Origin of the sequence: Sedimentibacter sp. (assembly GCF_033447055.1) — a bacterium.
In the GTDB taxonomy this organism is placed as follows: domain Bacteria; phylum Bacillota; class Clostridia; order Tissierellales; family Sedimentibacteraceae; genus Sedimentibacter.
Window position 1 is genome coordinate 13,075 of the sequence record NZ_JAWQJF010000117.1, and the last position, 19,043, is coordinate 32,117.

Below are 19,043 nucleotides of genomic sequence, written 5' to 3' on the forward strand. Positions count from 1 at the left end.
CTCATTTCGAATAATTAATAATTTCTGAAAACTCAACAGCTTTTAAGCTTGCTCCGCCAACCAGTGCTCCATCTATGTCAGATTGACTTAATATTTCATTTGCATTATCTAATTTCACACTGCCGCCGTATAAAATAGTAATTTTTTCTGACAGTTCTCTGTCATATGTATCAGCGATAGCTAATCTAATAAACGCTGCCATATCATTAGCCTGTTGACTTGTCGCCGTTTTTCCTGTTCCAATTGCCCATATAGGCTCATAGGCAACAACCATTTTTTCTGCATCTGATAAATCTATATCTTCAAATGCTTTAACAATTTGATTTTTAACTGTTTGTTTTTCTATGCCGCTTTCTCTTTGTTCCAATGTTTCTCCAACGCAGAGTATTGGTTTCAAACCATATTTCAAAGCTGATTTCAACTTTTTATTTACAGTTTCATCTGTTTCATTAAAATATTGTCTTCTTTCAGAATGACCTATTATAACATACTCCACGCCTAATTCTTTTAACATTAAAGGAGAAATTTCCCCTGTGTACGCACCGCGATCCTCAAAATGCATATTTTGTGCCCCGATTTTTATTGATGTACCATTTAATGCTTGTTTAACCGAATAAAGCGAAACAAAAGGAGGGCAAATAATAACATCTACATTTTGATCAAATTCCTTGGACAATTCTTTTAAATTTTCCGTAAGCTTCAAGCTGGCTTCCACATCATTATTCATTTTCCAGTTACCGGCTACTAATATTTTTCTCATATTTTATCTCCTTATTTGTCATCAACAGCATCTATGCCGGGGAGAACTTTGCCTTCTAAAAATTCTAAAGAAGCTCCTCCACCTGTTGATATATGAGTTATTTTATCGCCAAGACCAATTTTTTCAACTGCTGCAGCACTGTCTCCTCCACCTATGATGGAAACTGCATCTTTGTTCTGTGCTATACTCTTTGCAATAGAATTTGTTCCTTTTGCAAAATTATCCATTTCAAAAACACCAAGAGGTCCATTCCAAATAATAGTTTTAGAATTTTTAATAACTTCGGTGAAAATTTCTATTGTTTTTTCTCCTATATCAAGTCCCATGAAATCATTTGGTATTTTGTCTGCAGTAGTTGTGAAAAACTCTGTATTATTCTTAAATTCTTTTGCTGCAACTGTATCTACGGGCAATATAAGCTTAACATTTTTTTGTTTTGATTTTTCTATTAATTCTTTGGCTAATTGAACTTTATCTTCTTCTAAAAGGGATGATCCTGTATTAAATCCCTCCGCTTTTAGGAATGTATACATCATGCCTCCGCCAATTAATATATTATCAGCAATATTTAATAAATTTTCTATAACTGCAATTTTATCAGAAACTTTTGCTCCTCCTAAAATAGCTGTAAGAGGTCTCTTTGGATTTTCTAAAGCTGTACCCATAACATCAATTTCTTTTTCGACTAAAAACCCTACAGCTGAAGGAAGGAAACTACAAATTCCTACATTAGAAGAATGAGCCCTGTGAGCAGTTCCAAAAGCATCATTAACAAACAAATCGCCAAGTGATGCCAGGTCCTTAGCTAAATCACCTGCATTTTTTTCTTCTTCCTTTCTAAACCTTGTATTTTGAAGAAGCATGACGTCTCCTGATTTTAGCTTTAAAGCATCTTCTTTAACCTTATCATCTACAACTATATCACAGTCTTCAAAAATAATGTTTTTTCCGAGAAGTTCGGAAAGCCTCTTTGCAACTGGATCTAAAGAATATTCCTTTAATGCCTGCCCTTTTGGTCTACCAAGATGTGACATAAGTATTACAGCAGCACCGTTGTCCAAAAGGTAGTTTATAGTAGGCATGGAGCTTGTAATTCTAATATCATCTGTAATATTTCCTTCCTTGTCCAAAGGAACGTTGAAATCACATCTCACAAGAACTTTTTTGCCTGAAACACTTATATCTCTTAAAGTTTTTTTATTCATTCTTATCCCTCCAACAACAATAAGAGAGCAATTGAAAAACATTAAAACGTTTATAATTGCTCATCTATTTTTTTATTTCATTGATCCCCAATATTTAACAATTCTTACTAACTGAGAAGTAAATGACATTTCATTATCGTACCAAGTAATTAGTTTTACCATTTGTTTTCCTTCAACCTCAATAATTTGAGTTGACAACGCATCAAATACTGATGCATATCTACTTCCTATTACATCACTTGATACAATTGGATCTTCTGTATAAGCCAACGTTTCATTAGAAGCTTTTTTAACTGCAGCATTAATTTCTTCAACTGTTGTGTTTCTTTTTAATTCAACTGTTAAATCAACAACTGAACCTGTTAGAGTAGGAACACGTAGAGCTATTCCGTCAAGTTTACCTTTTAATTCAGGAAGAACAACTCCTACTGTCTTTGCTGCTCCTGTTGATGCTGGAACAATATTAGCAGCCGCAGCACGGCCTCTTCTTGCCATGATTCCTTTTTTATGTGAATTGTCATGAATATTTTGGTCATTTGTGTATGCATGAACTGTAGTCATAAGTCCTTTTACTATTCCAAATTCATCGTTTAATACTTTTGCCAACGGTGCAAGGCAGTTTGTTGTGCATGATGCTGCAGATACAACTGTTTCAGTTCCGTCAAGAATATCATGATTTACATTATAAACTATGGTTTTAATATCTCCTTTTCCTGGTGCAGACAACACTACTTTTTTAGCTCCGGCTTTAATATGAGCTTCCGCTTTTTCCTTGTCATTAAATTTACCGGTACAATCGATAACTACATCAATATCAAGTTCTTTCCAATTACAGTTTTCTGGTTCTTTAACTCTGGATGTTATTATTTCGTTTCCGTTTACATTTAAAATATTGTCTTTGTAAGAAATTTTATCAGTCATGAAATTTCCATGTGCAGTGTCATATTTTAATAAATACGCCAATGTTTCAGCATCGGAATTTGTATTAATTGCCACAACTTTAAAATCATCATCCTGTGCCATGAGTCTTAATGCCAATCTCCCTATTCTCCCAAAACCATTAATTGCTACTCTAACCATGTTATCCTCCTAAAATTATATAATTAGTATTTAAATTTTTTATAATTATAATTCTAATATCCTTTTTGCAGCAGCTTCATCTGTAACAAGGATAAAATTATTATTAAATTTAGAAATTGCATAAATCGCTTCTGCTTTTGAGCTACCTGCTGCAACTCCAATGGAATTTTTTATTTCCTTAAAATTTTCCAATGTGATTCCAACAGAATTAATTTGCATTTTTACATCGCCTTCATTGTTAAAAAAATAACCAAATGCCTCGGCCGTCAGATTTTCTTTTTCGATTATATTAAATACATTCTTTTCAGAATTTCTTCTTATTGCCATTTCTCTAGCATTTCCAAGTCCAAAAACCAACAAGTTAATTTTTTGTATATCTGAAAGAACATCATTTATTAATTTGTTATTTTTTAAAACATTTAATTCTTGTTCATCTAAATTATCAGGTATGTGTAAAAGTTTATATTGGGAATCTAATTTTTCTGCTAAATTTGCAGCTATTGTGTTTGCTTGTATTTCTAATTCTTCGTTCAAACCACCTCTTGCCGGCAAGACCAGAAGATTTTTAATTCCTTTTTTCCTTTTCATTTGGTTTACAACACAAGCCATTGTAGTACCGCCTGTAATGCCTAAAATTGTATCGTTTTTTATGTATTCCAAAATAATTTCAGCAGCTTTTTTACCCAAATTGTTGAAAGTAAAAATATCTTTTTCAACATCTCCGGAAACTACAGCTACTTTCTTTAATTTTAGCTTTTCCATTAACTTTAATTCTAGCTCAGATAAGTTTTTAATGTAATAAAAAGTATCATTAATTTCTGATAACAAATCAATTCCAACTGACGTCAACTCTACACCGGATGCTTTAATCTCAATCAAATTCATTTCTTTTAATTTATCAATTTCAGTTCGCATTGTTCTTTCAGTAATCCCAAGCTTAACTGCTAATGTTCTTCTGCCAATAGGCTTAAATGTGCTTATCACTTTAAGTATTTCATATCTTTCCATTAACAATTCAACCGTTTCAGGAACTATCTTACTTTGAATTTCAATTATTTTATTAATGTCCATAAATGCCTCCGGGATATATTTTGTCCCTGCTTCTCGTTTAACGTCCCTGTTCTTATTCTACCATATTTACATTATATTGCAATAGTCTTTTTGATTTTTTGGATTATTATTTTGATTTGATATCGAAGTGTTTCCATATATGTGTTATACTATTTAGAATTACGGAGTAATTAACCGTCTACAACATGAATTATAACATACTAAATTATAGTTGTATAGTGCTTTTGTATTTTTTCTTATTAATATTTTCATACAAAAAAAGAATATGCGATAATAATTAACATATTCCCTTATATATGTTTATATTTAAATTTTAATATCTTCTTCTCATTGACGATGAACATATTCTCATTTCATCTCTGTATTTTGCAACAGTTCTTCTGGATATATTTATGCCGCTTGTACTCAGCATTTCAGCAATTTTTTGGTCGCTTAAGGTTTTTTGGGGATTTTCATTTTCTATTAATTCTTTGATTTGTGTTTTAACACTTGTTGATGATACACCATCGCCATCTGTTTCATTAATGCTGCTGGCAAAAAAATACTTAAGCTCAAACAATCCAATAGGAGTCTGCATATATTTTCCATTGGTAGCTCTGCTCACTGTGGATTCGTGAACACCAATATCATCTGCTACATCCTTAAGAATTAAAGGTTTCAGAGCAGTTCTTCCTTCATCAAAAAACTTCCTTTGAAATTTCAATATTGATTCAGCAACTTTATAAAGAGTCATTCTTCTTTGTTCTATACTTTTAATGAGCCACATAGAAGAATTGAGTTTGTCTGATAAAAATTTATTTGCTTCTTTGTCATCCAAAGTATTTACCATATTTTTATAATAACTGCTTATTGATAATAAAGGCAAATTATTATCATTAACTATTATAATATACTCACCATTAATTTTTTCTACAGTAACATCAGGAACAATATATCTTATATTGTCACTGTCTACGATAAATCCTCTTGAAGGCTTTGGTTCTAACATTTTTATAATATCACAAATGCTTTGAACCCTTGATACAGTAATATGCAAATCCTTAGCAATTTTTTGAATTTTATTGGTAGCTATTTCTTCTAAATATTTTTCCACAATAATATATGCATTTTTATCTTGAATACCTTTTTCCTTAAGTTGAATCATAAGACATTCACTTAAGTTTCTGGCGCCAACTCCAATAGGGTCAAAAGTTTGTATAAGCCTCAAAACTCTTTCGACTTCAACTATATCTTCATTTAACAATAGACTTATATCTTGCAAGGAACATCCTAAATATCCTTTATTATCCAGCGACTCAATAATAAACTCACCTATTCTTTTTTCCTTATTGGTTTTTACCGAAACTCCTAGTTGAACCATAAGATAATCCTTAATAGACATTTTTTTAGAAGTATAGCTCTCAAATGATTGCTTGTCATCTGTGTCCTTAGCTTTTTCATAAGCCTTATAACTTAGATCATCATACTTCTCAGTAATATCCTTCCAATCGATTTCATCACTATCATCTTTATTATCAAATTCTGTTTTTTCTTCATCAGAATTGAATTCTTGGCTTTTATTATCAACAGATTCGAGAAATGGATTCACTTCTAATTGCTTATCTATAAATTCCATCAATTCAACATTATTAAATTGTAATATTTGTATTGCTTGTCTTAATTCTGGTGTCATAATAAGCTTTTGAGTTTGCAACAAATTTAATTCAAAGCCCATTTTCATAATATCACTCCCTACCACTATATATTATAACAAAATTTATCAATTTTTCAACATGATATTATATTCTATTAAATAATCATTATTTTAATCATAAATATTTAATTAAAAGTTTATTGTCCTCTGATTATACCAAAAAAACCTTAAAAATGCTAAATGTATTTTATGTAAAATAAATAATTCTGTTAAATAAATAATTTTACTTGATTTTTTTATTTAAACATGTATTTTTAAAGTGATGATTTTATTACAAGAGGGGGCAGAATTCCAGCCCCAATACACTGTTTCAAAAATTGACATATATTATGAACAAAAAAGAGATTCTTGGCTGTCACTCTAATGACACGATATGTCATCCTGAAAGCAGCGAAGAATCTCTCTTTACTCTAATTGTTCACAAATAGTTCTAATGTTGTTCTTTAGCAGCCAGTTTTTTCTTTTGCAATATATTCACTATCTTGAAGTATTTTAATCGCTTCATCTATTTTAGAGTCATTCACTAAAATAATAGGTCCTGTGCAGCCCATTCCGCTTTCAGCATAGATGTCATGCTTCCACAAAACTTTTACTGCGTCTTCTAAATCCATTATTTCAATTCCGGATATTTGAGATGTTACTATTTGTTTTAATGGTGCTACAACAGTATCTTCAGATGCTTTTTTAACAACCTTTGCACTGTTTAAAATTTCAGTTAATCCCGCTTTATGTGCTTTTTCAAATTCTTCTTTTGCTATTTTTAAACAGTTTCCTTTAACAAGTTCTGCAGCAAATTTAATTGCTCCTTCTACTAACGGAGTTCCTGATGCTCTTGATATTATTAGTATAAGTTTTTCAAATCCTTCTCCGATACCAGGTCCATAGCCATATCCAAGAGATTCATAGTTACCGCCTGTAGTAAATGATGAAAATATTTTCATCATTAAATTACCTGTTAAAGAATCCATCACCATTACGTCGGCTGAACCCATAAGAAGATCATTTCCTCTCATGACAGCTCCACCGTCAGCTCTTTGAGAAACTGCAAAATTAATGTCATAGCCTTGATTTTTTAGTTTAGTAAGTACAATTTCTGTTTGCCTTGCACCATCAACATTTAAAATACCTACCGTAGGATTTTTTATACCGCATGATTTTGCTGTAATAATGCCATATATTGCATTTTTAACCATTCCTTCAACTTTTTCAGTTGAAGAAGTTCCTGTTGTTGTTGCTATGAACATTTCTTTTCCTTTGCCGGGAGTTACTATTCTCCCTACCGTTGATACTCCAATTGGAAATGGATAATGCATTGTTACAGCAGCATCAATTTCTTTTGAATCCAGCAATGATTCCATAGTTTTATGAGCTTCATCTTCAGTTTCAACTAATGCTAATTTTACTCTATCAATACTTTTAGAACCTATTACGGTTGTATCTATTCCGATTCTTGCAGCATTTACAGCAGCTTGAATAATAGTTTCCTCTCCATGTTCACTGCCCATTGCTGTAACAGCAACTCTTGGCTTATGTCCATATTCACCGCTTATAAGGGTGTCAGCCAACTGGTTGAATACTTTTCCTATTATTTGATTTACTTGTTTTTCAGACATGTCTTCACTCCTATTCTGCCAATAGATTTGAAGCAAAATTTTTCAGCGCCTGTGCAATTAATTCTTTTATTTTGTCCTCTGAAACAGTTGATTGTTCTTCTTGTTTGCCTTTATTAGCTTCTATAATAAAGGATACACCATCAAATAAATTAGTCATTCTTCCAAGGAACAAGCTTCCCTTACCGACTATCATTGCATTTTTAATTTTTCCGTCAAGTATATCTTGTCTGCAAAATCCAATGTAAGGAACTCCTGATGGTATGTGTCCCTGAGTTGGAGCCCAACCTGTCATACCATGTTTTTCAGTAAATGCCTGCAAATCTTTCTTTTCTATATCTCCTCTTTTAACAGCCAATGCACCTATCATTTTATAGTTTGCCAATGGCAAATCCCCAGCTCCAGCTGGTTTTGTTATGTCAGGATTCTGCATTTCAACAGAATATTTATCAATATCTGTTATTTTCATTCCTACTTTATCTAATGAAGATACCAAGGAAGTAATAACTGCCTGTGGTGATGAACCTGTGCCAACTGTATGTCTTCCAACTAAATCAAGATTTATTTCAGGATTGACGCCGTCATTTTCACTTACCAATACAGCAAATCCTCCAAGAACGTCTTCGAGAATAGGAAGGCCTTTTTTAATATGATCTTTACCATTCATGCCAAGTTTTGCTGTGCATCCACCTGCTGAAACGACTACATTTTTATATACTCCTGCTTTTACTAAAGCAGCAGCTTCGATTAAAGCATGGGTTGGTCCTGCACAAAATCCTCTTGTATCTGAGCCTGTAGCATTAACAAATCCTGCAACCTCAGCACAAGCTTTTGCAAAATTTCCGCCGCCTCTTTGATTCATATCTCCACACGCTTCTTCGCAACAGTCAATCACATAGTCTATATCTTCTTTATTAATGTTGTGTTTAGCAACAAGATTCAACAATGCAAGAACATTAGATGCTTTTGATACAAGATTTTCTAGCATTACATGAGAACTTAAATTAACATCAATGTCATGGGCTCTTTTAATGCAACCAATTAATTCACCATTATTGTATAATGGTTCAGCATGTTCTTCATCAACATATTTTTTAACAACAGAGAAATCTTCACCTTCATTTATTCTGCTCATTAAACTTTCATCAAACAAAGGATGATTTGAAAGTTTTTCTTTAGTAGCAGTCAAAAAGTTATTTTCCAGTTTTACAAGATCAAAAACATCGCACATTTGCATTAAAACTATAAATTCATCCTGAGGCATAATCTCACCGTACTTGCCAAATCTCCCTGCTCCTTCAGCTTCCTTGTTATACCAAGGCTGCTCATATTGAACTAATTCTTCCGGAGTAATGTTTCCTATATATGATTGATTAGGCAAATATTTAATAACCTGGTCAAAAGTTCTTAAATGGTCTTTTATTTGTTTTAAATATTCAGAATTTGGATTTACTGTTCTTTCTGTTGTCTGAGTAGTACCGTTATGAATGACCATATCAGGCGTAAATACCAATATATAGCTTGCTCCTCTAATTACACTGTTCATAATAACCTCCGTTATTTGATTCAATTTAAATGAATTGTAATTTTAAAATTTGCTTCGCAACAATGCGAAGCAAATTTTAAATAATTCGTTGATTATATTATTAAAAACAAAAATATTTTTTAAACTCTAATACTAAAGATATTTACAAAATTCTTCTCTAATTGGAGTCATTTCATTTATAATATCATCAACATCCAATACCATTTCCATCATGCCAACTTGTTCATCATAAACTGATTGGTCTACAATTTCTTTAATTTCAGGTTCTACTATATGATAAACTGAGAGTCCTAACTGAACTCCTGTCAATGGACCTGCAAAAGTTGGGTCTCCGTTTGTTACGGTTTCTGCAGCAAGACCTGCTGCTTCACCTTCAGCTGCACCAAGTATAACTACTAAATTTTCAGCACCATACTTTTCAGCAAATTCTTTAACCCTTTTTTGATTTTCCAAATCCATTGCGCCTGCACTAGTTCAGACAAAGCATTCAGTCGAAGAGAATACAACCTCTCCACCTGCAGTTTTTACGCATTCTTCAATTGCAGGACCAGGTATTCCATCTCTGTCGCCTATTATAATTACTTTTTTGCCTCGTAATAAGCTCATTACTTCCTCCTTATTGTATTGTATTATATTATATTGTATGTGGGGGCATCCCTTATACTCCAAAGACTATTCATATACTAAAGGTGTGTCCCCTTTCTTATGAAAAGGTGTGTCCCCTTTCTTATGAAAAGGTGTGTCCCCATACCGCTAAATATATTTTTGTATCATAGCTTCAACATTATCCGGAGTAGCATCCACTTTAATAAGTTCTTCTACTTTTTCTCCGTCCTTGTATATGGCAATAACCGGTAATCCCAGTATTTTTTGTCCTATAGCAACTCTTCTTGCCTTAGTAGTATTTAATTTTGTAAATTTTAATTTGTCTCCATATTTTTCAGACAATGCTTCAATATGAGGCATTAATGCTTCGCAAGGAGCGCATCCGTCTCCGAAAAAGTCAACCAATATGTAGCCTTCACCCTTCAACACTTCAGGTTCGAAAGTTTCTTTATCAAGTATTAACATTACACATCTCCTATAGTGATTCAATATATTTTTCTGCTTGAACAGCTGCTATGGCACCATCAGCAGCTGCTGTTACAACTTGCCTTAAACTCTTAACTCTAATATCTCCTGCTGCATAAACGCCTTCAATATTAGTCTTCATATTTTCATCAGTCACAATATACCCTCTGTCAATATTTAAAATACCTTCAAATATTTTTGTTTTAGGTTCATAACCGATGAATACAAAAATACCAAATGTTCCATCATCTTCATCAGCAAATAATTCAGTCAATTCTCCAGTTTTAACATTTTCCAAAATCATGGAATTAACTATACCGTCACCTTTGATTTCCTTAACCACAGAATCCCAGATAAAATTCATCTTCGGATTTGCAAAAGCTTTTTCTCTAATTGATTTTGCTGCTCTTAATTCATTTCTTCTATGAATTATAGAAACTTTTCTTGCAAATTTAGTTAAATATAAAGCTTCTTCAACTGCAGTATCTCCACCACCAACTACAAAGACTTCAAAGTCTTCAAAAAATGATCCGTCGCATGTTGCGCAATAAGAAACTCCTTTACCTGTGAAAGTTTTTTCGCCAGGACATCCAATTGGTTTAGATGAAGCACCGCCTGCAATTATTACTGTTTTACCAACATACTCTCCTTTCTTTCCAACAAGAACTTTTTCCTTGCCTTCAAGTTTCACTTCAAGTATTTCATCATATACTTTTTCTGCACCAAAATGCTTTGCTTGTTCAGCCATGCGATCTACTAAAGTAGGACCAGATTCTCCTTCGAGACACCCTGGATAATTTTCAACTTCTGAAGTGAGAACTATTTGTCCTCCATCTTTTTCTTTTTCAATAATCAAAGTGCTTAATCTTGCCCTTCCTGCATATGTACCTGCTGACAATCCGGCTGGACCTGCACCAATTATTATTACATCATATACTTTACTCATCTCACACCTCTTCCCATGTAACTTCATTGTCAATATAATTATACCATATTTTATACAAATATGGTATATAATTGTTGAAAATCAAATCCAATATTCAACAATTATATTATGTATGCGGCAATTTTTTGATTGCCGCATACCAAAATCTTTATTTTTCGAATACTGTTTGTTCTGTTATTTCAGTTTCTAATGCTCTTAATGCTCTTCCAACTAAATTTCTTCTGATGTCTCTTTCTTCTTCAATAGTTAAAGAAGGATTTCCGAGAGGATGAGGAATTGCAATAGTAGGAACTATTCTGTTAGCTCCAACTGTTAAAGAAATAGGAACTATTGTACACATATGTACTACCGGAATTCCAACTCTTTCTATTTCTTTTACCATCGTTGCACCGCAACGAGTACAAGTGCCTCAGGTTGATGTAAGTATTACTGCATCAACTCCGTCAGCTTTGAGTTCCTGTGCATACTTTGCAGCAAATCCTTTTGCGCTTTTAACAGCTGTACCATTACCAACTGTTGTATAGAAATATCTATGAAGACTTCCGATCTTTCCTTGTTTTTCAAATTCTCTTAAAATATCAACAGGCAATACTCTGTCTGGATCTAAATTAGCATATACAGGGTCATATCCGCCGTGAGCAGTTTCGTATGTTTCTTCAGTTAAATCCGTAACTCCATCAATATCATATTTCCCGTATTTAGAAGCACTTGATGATTCAATGTGATCAGGGTTTCCTTTTGGAACAATACCTCCTGAAGTAACCAAGGCTACTTTAGCTTTTGTAATATCTTTTACAGCCGGATTAGCTTTTACTCTGTCGAAATCAGGCATTGGAAATTCTGTTTCAAATTCCTTATCACTTAATTTGTTCAGTAGCATCTTAACAGCTCTCTTTGATCCTCTTTCATTTTCATAAAAGTTTACTCTTATACCATTAGGCATGTATCCTTCTTCTGATGATGCGCCTATTTTTTCCCCCTTTGCGATTTTTAATGCAAGTGGAGCCATTTTCTTAACAGCATCACGCATGCCTGCTGCTGAATTTTTAGTAGAAACGACATACAAACTTGTTTTAAACATATCAGCACCAGGATTTTCTTTGTACATACCGGTTAGTACAGGTATATTTAATTCATCTTGAACTGCTTTTGCAATAGTACCGCATGCTACGCCATATCTTCCTGCGTTAAATGCCGGTCCTGCTATGAATAAATCAGGTTTTATTTCTTTAACCATATTTAATACTATTTTTTTGGCTTCTTCTAAATTCTCGTTGAAATATGAGTCGCCGCATACTATTGTAGCTACAATTTCTGCTTCATCACCAAATGCCTGCTGGAAAGCTAATCCAGGTCCTACAATGCCTTCTCTTATTTCAGCTGGAATATGAGCCATTTCTTCTCCGCCTACATTGGCAAAGAATTGATTTATATAATGAACAACTTTTAGCATAACTATCTCCTCCTTCCTATCTTGCACTCAATTTGTTGAAGCCCATTTCATTAGTAGCCCCTATAATAACCTGTAGTTCAGCTGTAATGCTTCCATCTGCATGCAAACTGCCATCAAAACCTCCGGCAATTACATCAGCAACTTCAACATGGCCAATTATTTTATCCATAGGTGGAAGTTCTATTACTTCATTAGCATTCCCGCCAGTTACAACTGCATTTGCATGAACATCAGCATCTGCAAGTGACTGAGATGTACCGTCTCTACCTGCATATTCATCTGTAATTAGAACAGTCTTTATGCCTTTTGCTTCTATTTTCTTGCAATTCATAATTAAATCTGTATCTGGATTTCCAAATCCTTCTTCTGATATTATAACGCCGTCAACTCCTAAGAATTCTGCAAGTTTAGCACTTCAGTTAGAAGATCTTTCTTTGTCTGCAAGATATACATTTTCATTAGTTATAATTACACCAACAAAATTTAAAGTTTTTCCATGTTCAGCAAACAAATCATGAACAACCGGATTGTTCAAATGGTGATATGTAGTGTTCTTGTCACAGGCAGAAACACAGTTACCGCTTACTATAGCGCCATCCATCATTTCTGTAGGATAAATGAAAGTTGATATTGTCTGTTTAGCATCAACGCCATATACATAAGTGTCATGCATCAAGCCTTGGCTTTGAAGCATACATACATATGCAACTCTCGGCAATTCAGGATACAATTTAAGTCCTTCAACAAGCGTAGGTGTTTCAAATGTTTCAACTTTATCTGGCATCATTTTTTTAGCAAGTTCTCCAAGATAAAGTGCTACCTTATATCCTGCAAATCTTAAAGCTTTTTCATGTTCATGCTGTTTTAAACTGTCAATAGGTTCGCAAACCAAAACTAAATTGTTTAACATAGAAAATGGTGTATACTCAGCTCCAGGTCCTGTCATATCTAAAATACCTTCCTGGAAACCAACTATCTTCCCAACTGTAACAACAGCGGCTCCTTTCAAAACATTTGTTTTACCTGAACCAACAGTTTCAACCTTGTTAATCATTCCAGGGAATATTCCTCCAGGTCCTTCAACCTTTACCCTTGGTTCAATAACATCCTTAACAGGCATTATACGAACACTTTCTCCTGGTTTTGCAAGCTCAACTTCAGCTGACTTAAAATTCTGATCCTCTAGAATTATTGCTTTAACTTCTTCTTTGTTAACATACAATGTACCATTTTCTACTTTAGACACTTCAGCAAACTGAATATCCTTAATAAAAATGTAGCCTAATTCTAACTTCAAAATGTTCACCTCCATAATTTTTTGCTCTTTTTTATATATTTAACGCGCTTTCAAGCACTGTTAAATCAATTAATTTAAAATCTTTAATTATTTCTTCAGTAATAAAACCAAATTTATTCTTATTGAAATTGTCATAAGTCATTATAGAATTTTCTATAATGTAAATTGAATCCAAATTAAGCTTACCCTTTGAGTCTGCAATTATTACAGACTTATAGGGTGTTTCATTTGGTTTTACGCTGCTCGACATTGGATGAGTAAGCAACTCATATCCTTCGTGTATCTTGTCTCTTGCAGTGATAAGAACTTCTCTGAAATCACCTTGAATAAAAGCTATTTTATATATATCCTTGTACTTGCTATACACCAGTTCATTATTTGTAATAATCATTATACCCACCTAATTATTTAGTATACTCTGACCAATTTATCAGATTTTAAAAAATTTTCTGTCATTTATAAAAAACAACATAAAAGCATAAACGTTATCTGAAAATATATAATATTATGCAATAAAAAAAGCAGAATGCATACAAAAAAATCTTCTGCCTTCTGCCCTGTTTACTAACCTGAGAGTTTCCTTTTTTAGAGTTGCCCCTTCGGTGCTTTACGCTTTTCAGAGTTTTGTCAGTCTACGGTCCTTTTGCCTGAGATCATCATTAATAATACGGCTAATATTAATTACTTAATCCTTCGGCGCTGTTAACAATATAACAGTCTCTTCCGCAAACGTCATTCAATTATTCACTTATGATTATTATATATAAAAATATTTAATAAATCAAGTTATATTTACTATTTTTTTTCATTTCTATTAGAGACCACTTCAAGTATTGATTCTGCTATATTTGACGAATGATCACCAATTCTCTCAAGGTTTCCGATTATGTCTAAAAATATAATTCCTGCACTTGGCTCACAAATATAGTCATTAAGCCTTTCAATGTGATTTTTCCTTAGAATTTTATACATTTTATCGATTCCATTATCAATTTCAATGACTTTGTCACAATCATCACAATCAATGGTTTTTAATGCATTTAATGTTGCTTTAAAAACTGCCATTGTGTTCGCGAACATAGTATTTATTTCTTCAATTGCCTGTTCAGAAAAATTAACTTTGTTTTCTATTTTGTAAAGCGCAAGCTCACCTATATTATCAGCATGATCTCCTACACGCTCAATATCATTTAAAGCATTCATGAGTACAACTAATTTATCTTTTTCATAATTTGTTAAAAATTCCTTGTCTAATTTAACCAAATATTCAAGAGCAAGCTTATTTATTTCATTTACTTTTCTTTCTAGTTCAAAAACTTTATATGCAAGTTCTTCATTGCTTGTATTAAATGCTTCAACAGAAGTTTTAAACTGCTCATATGCAATATTTCCAAGATGCAAAACTTCTTTTGATGCTTGAATTAATGCAATAGAAGGTGTAACAAGTATTCTTTCATCTATATACTTTGTTATATGTTCTAAATCTTCTCCGTCACTCTTGATAATATATTCAGATGCTTTAACCAACAAACCAGAAAATGGAAACATTATTACAACATTTAATATATTAAAGAATATATGGCCTGCTGCAATTTGTTGAGGAACATTTGTAGGAACCAACTTTAAAACAGCCCATTGTACCGGTATTCTTAAAAAAATCATAAATAATAACGTTCCTGTTACATTAAACAATAAATGTATTACTGCAGCTCTTTTAGCAGTTTTATTTGCTCCTACGCTTGATATTAGTGCTGTTACGCATGTACCGATATTTTCTCCAAAAACAATTGGAAATGCGAACTCAAAGGATATTACCCCAGTAGCTGCAACCGCAATTAATATACCTGTTGTTGCACTACTGCTTTGAAGAATTGCAGTCATTACAAAACCAACAAGTATTCCTAGAAACGGATTGCCGAACTTTGTCATAAGACCTGTAAATTGCGGATTTGTCTCTAATGGTCCCATGGCATTTTTCATAATATCCATACCTATGAACAAAATACCAAATCCAATTATTACTTCTGCAATACTTTTAGTTTTTTTCTTTTTAGAAGCCAAGTAAATAAAAATACCAACTCCCACTGAAAACGTAGCAATCTTTGTGATGTTTAATGACACTAAAAAGGCTGTCACAGTAGTTCCTATATTGGCTCCCATTATAATTCCAACAGCTTGATTTAAATTCATTAAACCTGCATTTACAAAACCAACAACCATAACAGTTGTAGCACTGCTGCTTTGTATTACTCCTGTTACCAATGTTCCCACCAAGACACCCATGAGTTTGTTTTTAGTCAGCGCTGCTAAAATGTCTTTCATTTTACTTCCTGCTGCCTTTTGAAGGCCTTCGCCCATATAACTCATGCCAAATAAGAATAATCCTAATCCGCCTATTAAACTAATTGCTATATCCATAAATCCTCCTAAACCAAGTTTGGAAAGCCTAACTGTCTTAAGGCTTCATACATTACTATATTAACTGAATTAGCAAGATTTAAGCTTCTTGCATGCACATTGTCTATCATTGGGATTTTAATTCTGTTTTTTATGAATTCTTGATGAATGTAGTCAGGAAGTCCTGCTGTTTCTTTTCCAAAAATAATATAACATTCGTCCGTATACTTTACATCAGTGTAAAATCTGCTTTCTTTCGTAGTTGAAATAAATACATTTTTATCTTTTGCTTGTACTATAAAATCTTCAAAATTTTCATAATATGCAATATTTACTAAATTCCAATAATCAAGTCCTGCTCTTTTCAAGTACTTATCCTGAACAGAAAAGCCAAGTGGTTTAATCAAATGCAAATTTGAACCCGTTGCTGCACATGTTCTGGCAATATTACCAGTATTCTGAGGAATTTCAGGTTCAAATAAAACTATATTCAATGACATAATTCTCTCCTGCTACTATAATGTTATTATTCGAGTAATTATATCATCCTTTATTTGTATAATAAAGATAAATTTGTTGCCATATATTACAAATACTTTAAATCTTCTTTTTATATTGTTTATAATAATCACAAATATTATTAACAACGCAATTCTCACATTTAGGATTTTGTGCTGTACATGTTACACGTCCATGAGTTATTAAAAGATGATGCATCAGATGCCATTTAGATTTAGGCAACTTTGTCATCATTTCATCAGAAACTTTATCAGTTGTCGAACCTTTAGCAAGACCAATGCGCCTTGTTATTCGAAAAACATGCGTATCAACCGGAAATGCAGGAATATCAAATGCTTCAACCAATACAACGGATGCAGTTTTTCTTCCAACACCAGAAAGAGACATCAAATCTTCAATGTTTTTTGGTACATCTCCATTGAATTTTTCTTTTAATTCTCTGCACATTTTATAAATATTTTTTGATTTATTTTTATATAATCCTATTTTTCTGATTTTTTCTTCTATTTCATTTTGAGAAAAAGTCAAAAAACTCTCTAAATCCGGATATTGCTTGTACAATTCCTCTGTTACTTTATTTACACTTTTATCAGTAGCCTGAGCACTTAACATTGTTGAAACCAATAATTGAAAAGGTGTTTTATAATCAAGCCCGCATTTAGCATCAGGGTAAGCTTCTTTCAAAAGATCATAAACTTTTGCTGCTCTCGTCATTAAAGAATCTCCTTGTAAAATCTTATTATTTCAACTCTTTCATCGTTATCAATAAAATTAATTATTTTTGATATAGCTGATTCGCATAAATTCTTGCTATTTGATACTACGGCTATTCCAATCATCGATTTGTTCCACAAATCATTGTAATCAACTTCAGCAACGGATGCATTAAATCTTACTTTTATTCGTTCTATAATGCTTTTTAAAACATGCCTTTTTTCCTTTAAAGAATTTGATTCATATATTAAAATTTCTATTTCACATGTTCCTACTGTCATATTTTCCCCTCCAGTAATTTAATGTATTCCATTTTAATAATATCATTTTCATATTTCAAATTGTTATTCAATATTTCAGATGCTTTTTGTCTGTTTAATTTCATTAATGTCCATGATGCATATATTTTAATCATTTCAGATGGATTTTCCAGTTCTTCTTTTACCATATCAAACATTGATAAAAGTCCTAAATTTCCTATGGATATTAAGGCATTTCTCTTCCAAATATTTTTACCCCTCCAGCTTCCGGATAAACTTCCATATTTTTTATTGAAATCTGCTTTTGAAATTTTTAATAATTCTTTGAGATCTACCATAAGATAATTATTATCAATATTTGATTTAATCTCCAAATTTTTTTTATTTTTAGGACATACAATCTGACAAATATCACATCCATAAATTTGATTTCCCATATTATGTCTGTACTCGATGGGTATATAATTTCTGGTTTGTGTTAGATTTGATATACACCTTTTTGAATCAATGCCTCCATTTTTTAAAATTGCATTATTGGGACAACTTTTTACACATATATCACAATCTTTGCATATATCAATCGTATCAACTGTTTTATTGCTTTTTATTTCTATATCAGTAAGCAAATAACCAAGATTAATAAATGAACCATAATTATCATTAATGAGCAGACTATTTTTCCCATATTGTCCTATACCGGCATTTTTACATATTTCTCTATCTATAAGGGGTGATGTATCGACGCATGACACATACTCAAAATTAATGTGTTTTTTAATTTTAATTGCCAAATTATTTAAAAGTAATTCAAGCTTTTTATGATAATCCTCCCCATAAGAAACAACACTCAACAATCCCTTGTCAGATGTTACAGGCTTTTTATATCCTTGTGCATATGGTACACCAATTGCGATAATACTTTTGCATTTAGGAAAAACACATCTGACATCAAGTCTTTTATTAATATCCCGCTCCTCAAATTCACTGTTAAACCCCATTCTTTCTCTTTCAAACAGCAATTCAGACAAATAACTATAATCTAATATTTGAGTAAAACCAATTATATCAATTCCCATATTTTTAGCAATATCTGTAATAATTTGCTTCATAAACATCATTCCCTATTATAATATGAATATAATATACCACATTCACCCTATTAATAAAAGGTAATAATAAAACGCAAGCAATAAAAAAATATGATTCAAAAAATTCAAATCATATTTTTTATTATTACTATACTATTTATTCTGCAATGCTTTTAGAATCCGCCGAGTCATATCGCGCTCATTCATTTTAAACCTACTGTGTACGGCAGCAATTACAAAATCGAATAACGCTAAGGTTTTGTCGTCATAGTCTAAAGTTCCATCACCTAAGATGTCGACTTCAATACCTTTAAAAATAATAAAATTTTTAAG

The 19,043-nt window shown here is 32.3% G+C and carries 17 protein-coding genes, 2 pseudogenes and 1 riboswitch; all 19 genes and pseudogenes read right to left on the reverse strand.

Translation table 11 applies throughout. The features are described from left to right. Nucleotide 1: 1 nt before the first annotated feature. Complete coding sequence (gene tpiA / locus SA378_RS08065) at nt 2-760, reverse strand: triose-phosphate isomerase (RefSeq protein ID WP_318525474.1); 759 nt, start codon at nt 758-760, stop codon at nt 2-4. Nucleotides 761-771: 11 nt separating this feature from the next. After that, complete coding sequence (locus tag SA378_RS08070; RefSeq protein ID WP_318525475.1) at nt 772-1,965, reverse strand: phosphoglycerate kinase; 1,194 nt, start codon at nt 1,963-1,965, stop codon at nt 772-774. Nucleotides 1,966-2,037: 72 nt separating this feature from the next. Next, nucleotides 2,038-3,045: a type I glyceraldehyde-3-phosphate dehydrogenase gene (gene gap / locus SA378_RS08075; protein WP_318525476.1), complete on the reverse strand. Its 1,008-nt coding sequence runs from the start codon at nt 3,043-3,045 to the stop codon at nt 2,038-2,040. 45 nt (nt 3,046-3,090) lie between these two features. Then, a complete protein-coding gene (locus SA378_RS08080; protein ID WP_318525477.1) occupies nt 3,091-4,116 on the reverse strand; it encodes a sugar-binding transcriptional regulator in 1,026 nt (341 codons plus the stop codon). 313 nt (nt 4,117-4,429) lie between these two features. Then, the gene (rpoN, locus tag SA378_RS08085; RefSeq protein ID WP_318525478.1) at nt 4,430-5,836 is read right to left on the reverse strand and encodes an RNA polymerase factor sigma-54; all 1,407 of its coding nucleotides are present in this window, start codon (nt 5,834-5,836) and stop codon (nt 4,430-4,432) included. A 416-nt stretch (nt 5,837-6,252) separates the two neighbouring features. Beyond that, on the reverse strand, nt 6,253-7,422 hold the full coding sequence (gene grdD / locus SA378_RS08090; RefSeq protein ID WP_318525479.1) for a glycine/sarcosine/betaine reductase complex component C subunit alpha: 1,170 nt from the start codon (nt 7,420-7,422) through the stop codon (nt 6,253-6,255). A gap of 10 nt (nt 7,423-7,432) precedes the next feature. Next, the gene (gene grdC / locus SA378_RS08095; RefSeq protein ID WP_318525480.1) at nt 7,433-8,965 is read right to left on the reverse strand and encodes a glycine/sarcosine/betaine reductase complex component C subunit beta; all 1,533 of its coding nucleotides are present in this window, start codon (nt 8,963-8,965) and stop codon (nt 7,433-7,435) included. 132 nt (nt 8,966-9,097) lie between these two features. Beyond that, nucleotides 9,098-9,571, reverse strand: coding sequence for a glycine/sarcosine/betaine reductase complex selenoprotein A (gene grdA / locus SA378_RS08100; RefSeq protein ID WP_318525481.1), 474 nt, complete (start codon nt 9,569-9,571; stop codon nt 9,098-9,100). A gap of 147 nt (nt 9,572-9,718) precedes the next feature. Continuing rightward, nucleotides 9,719-10,036 (reverse strand): thioredoxin TrxA, encoded by a 318-nt coding sequence (gene trxA, locus SA378_RS08105; protein ID WP_318525482.1) that lies wholly within the window; start codon nt 10,034-10,036, stop codon nt 9,719-9,721. Nucleotides 10,037-10,046: 10 nt separating this feature from the next. Next, on the reverse strand, nt 10,047-10,982 hold the full coding sequence (gene trxB / locus SA378_RS08110; protein ID WP_318525483.1) for a thioredoxin-disulfide reductase: 936 nt from the start codon (nt 10,980-10,982) through the stop codon (nt 10,047-10,049). A 148-nt stretch (nt 10,983-11,130) separates the two neighbouring features. Further along, nucleotides 11,131-12,435, reverse strand: a complete 1,305-nt coding sequence (grdB, locus tag SA378_RS08115) for a glycine reductase complex selenoprotein B (RefSeq protein ID WP_412178685.1) — start codon at nt 12,433-12,435, stop codon at nt 11,131-11,133. A gap of 16 nt (nt 12,436-12,451) precedes the next feature. After that, nucleotides 12,452-13,732: pseudogene (locus SA378_RS08120) on the reverse strand (glycine/sarcosine/betaine reductase component B subunit). A gap of 31 nt (nt 13,733-13,763) precedes the next feature. After that, complete coding sequence (locus SA378_RS08125) at nt 13,764-14,123, reverse strand: GrdX family protein (protein ID WP_318525484.1); 360 nt, start codon at nt 14,121-14,123, stop codon at nt 13,764-13,766. Between the two features lie 234 nt (nt 14,124-14,357). Then, nucleotides 14,358-14,468, reverse strand: a riboswitch (glycine riboswitch). 59 nt (nt 14,469-14,527) lie between these two features. Continuing rightward, the gene (locus SA378_RS08130) at nt 14,528-16,150 is read right to left on the reverse strand and encodes a Na/Pi cotransporter family protein (protein WP_318525485.1); all 1,623 of its coding nucleotides are present in this window, start codon (nt 16,148-16,150) and stop codon (nt 14,528-14,530) included. 8 nt (nt 16,151-16,158) lie between these two features. Beyond that, complete coding sequence (trmL, locus tag SA378_RS08135; protein WP_318525486.1) at nt 16,159-16,629, reverse strand: tRNA (uridine(34)/cytosine(34)/5-carboxymethylaminomethyluridine(34)-2'-O)-methyltransferase TrmL; 471 nt, start codon at nt 16,627-16,629, stop codon at nt 16,159-16,161. A gap of 97 nt (nt 16,630-16,726) precedes the next feature. Next, nucleotides 16,727-17,362 (reverse strand): endonuclease III, encoded by a 636-nt coding sequence (gene nth / locus SA378_RS08140; RefSeq protein ID WP_318525487.1) that lies wholly within the window; start codon nt 17,360-17,362, stop codon nt 16,727-16,729. Next, the gene (locus tag SA378_RS08145; protein WP_318525488.1) at nt 17,362-17,643 is read right to left on the reverse strand and encodes a DUF503 domain-containing protein; all 282 of its coding nucleotides are present in this window, start codon (nt 17,641-17,643) and stop codon (nt 17,362-17,364) included. Before SA378_RS08145 ends, nth begins: the two co-directional genes overlap by 1 nt. Next, nucleotides 17,640-18,731, reverse strand: coding sequence for a tRNA epoxyqueuosine(34) reductase QueG (gene queG / locus SA378_RS08150; RefSeq protein WP_318525489.1), 1,092 nt, complete (start codon nt 18,729-18,731; stop codon nt 17,640-17,642). The genes SA378_RS08145 and queG overlap by 4 nt, the downstream gene beginning before the upstream one ends. A 132-nt stretch (nt 18,732-18,863) precedes the next feature. Next, nucleotides 18,864-19,043 (reverse strand): annotated as a pseudogene (locus tag SA378_RS08155) (histidinol-phosphatase); the annotation flags it as partial.

Excerpts from the sequence above, each read along its gene's own strand:
- tpiA (WP_318525474.1), bottom strand. The coding sequence starts at position 760 with ATGAGAAAAATATTAGTAGCCGGTAACTGGAAAATGAATAATGATGTG.
- SA378_RS08070 (WP_318525475.1), bottom strand. The coding sequence starts at position 1,965 with ATGAATAAAAAAACTTTAAGAGATATAAGTGTTTCAGGCAAAAAAGTT.
- gap (WP_318525476.1), bottom strand. The coding sequence starts at position 3,045 with ATGGTTAGAGTAGCAATTAATGGTTTTGGGAGAATAGGGAGATTGGCA.
- SA378_RS08080 (WP_318525477.1), bottom strand. The coding sequence starts at position 4,116 with ATGGACATTAATAAAATAATTGAAATTCAAAGTAAGATAGTTCCTGAA.
- rpoN (WP_318525478.1), bottom strand. The coding sequence starts at position 5,836 with ATGAAAATGGGCTTTGAATTAAATTTGTTGCAAACTCAAAAGCTTATT.
- grdD (WP_318525479.1), bottom strand. The coding sequence starts at position 7,422 with ATGTCTGAAAAACAAGTAAATCAAATAATAGGAAAAGTATTCAACCAG.
- grdC (WP_318525480.1), bottom strand. The coding sequence starts at position 8,965 with ATGAACAGTGTAATTAGAGGAGCAAGCTATATATTGGTATTTACGCCT.
- trxA (WP_318525482.1), bottom strand. The coding sequence starts at position 10,036 with ATGTTAATACTTGATAAAGAAACTTTCGAACCTGAAGTGTTGAAGGGT.
- trxB (WP_318525483.1), bottom strand. The coding sequence starts at position 10,982 with ATGAGTAAAGTATATGATGTAATAATAATTGGTGCAGGTCCAGCCGGA.
- SA378_RS08125 (WP_318525484.1), bottom strand. The coding sequence starts at position 14,123 with ATGATTATTACAAATAATGAACTGGTGTATAGCAAGTACAAGGATATA.
- SA378_RS08130 (WP_318525485.1), bottom strand. The coding sequence starts at position 16,150 with ATGGATATAGCAATTAGTTTAATAGGCGGATTAGGATTATTCTTATTT.
- trmL (WP_318525486.1), bottom strand. The coding sequence starts at position 16,629 with ATGTCATTGAATATAGTTTTATTTGAACCTGAAATTCCTCAGAATACT.
- nth (WP_318525487.1), bottom strand. The coding sequence starts at position 17,362 with ATGACGAGAGCAGCAAAAGTTTATGATCTTTTGAAAGAAGCTTACCCT.
- SA378_RS08145 (WP_318525488.1), bottom strand. The coding sequence starts at position 17,643 with ATGACAGTAGGAACATGTGAAATAGAAATTTTAATATATGAATCAAAT.
- queG (WP_318525489.1), bottom strand. The coding sequence starts at position 18,731 with ATGAAGCAAATTATTACAGATATTGCTAAAAATATGGGAATTGATATA.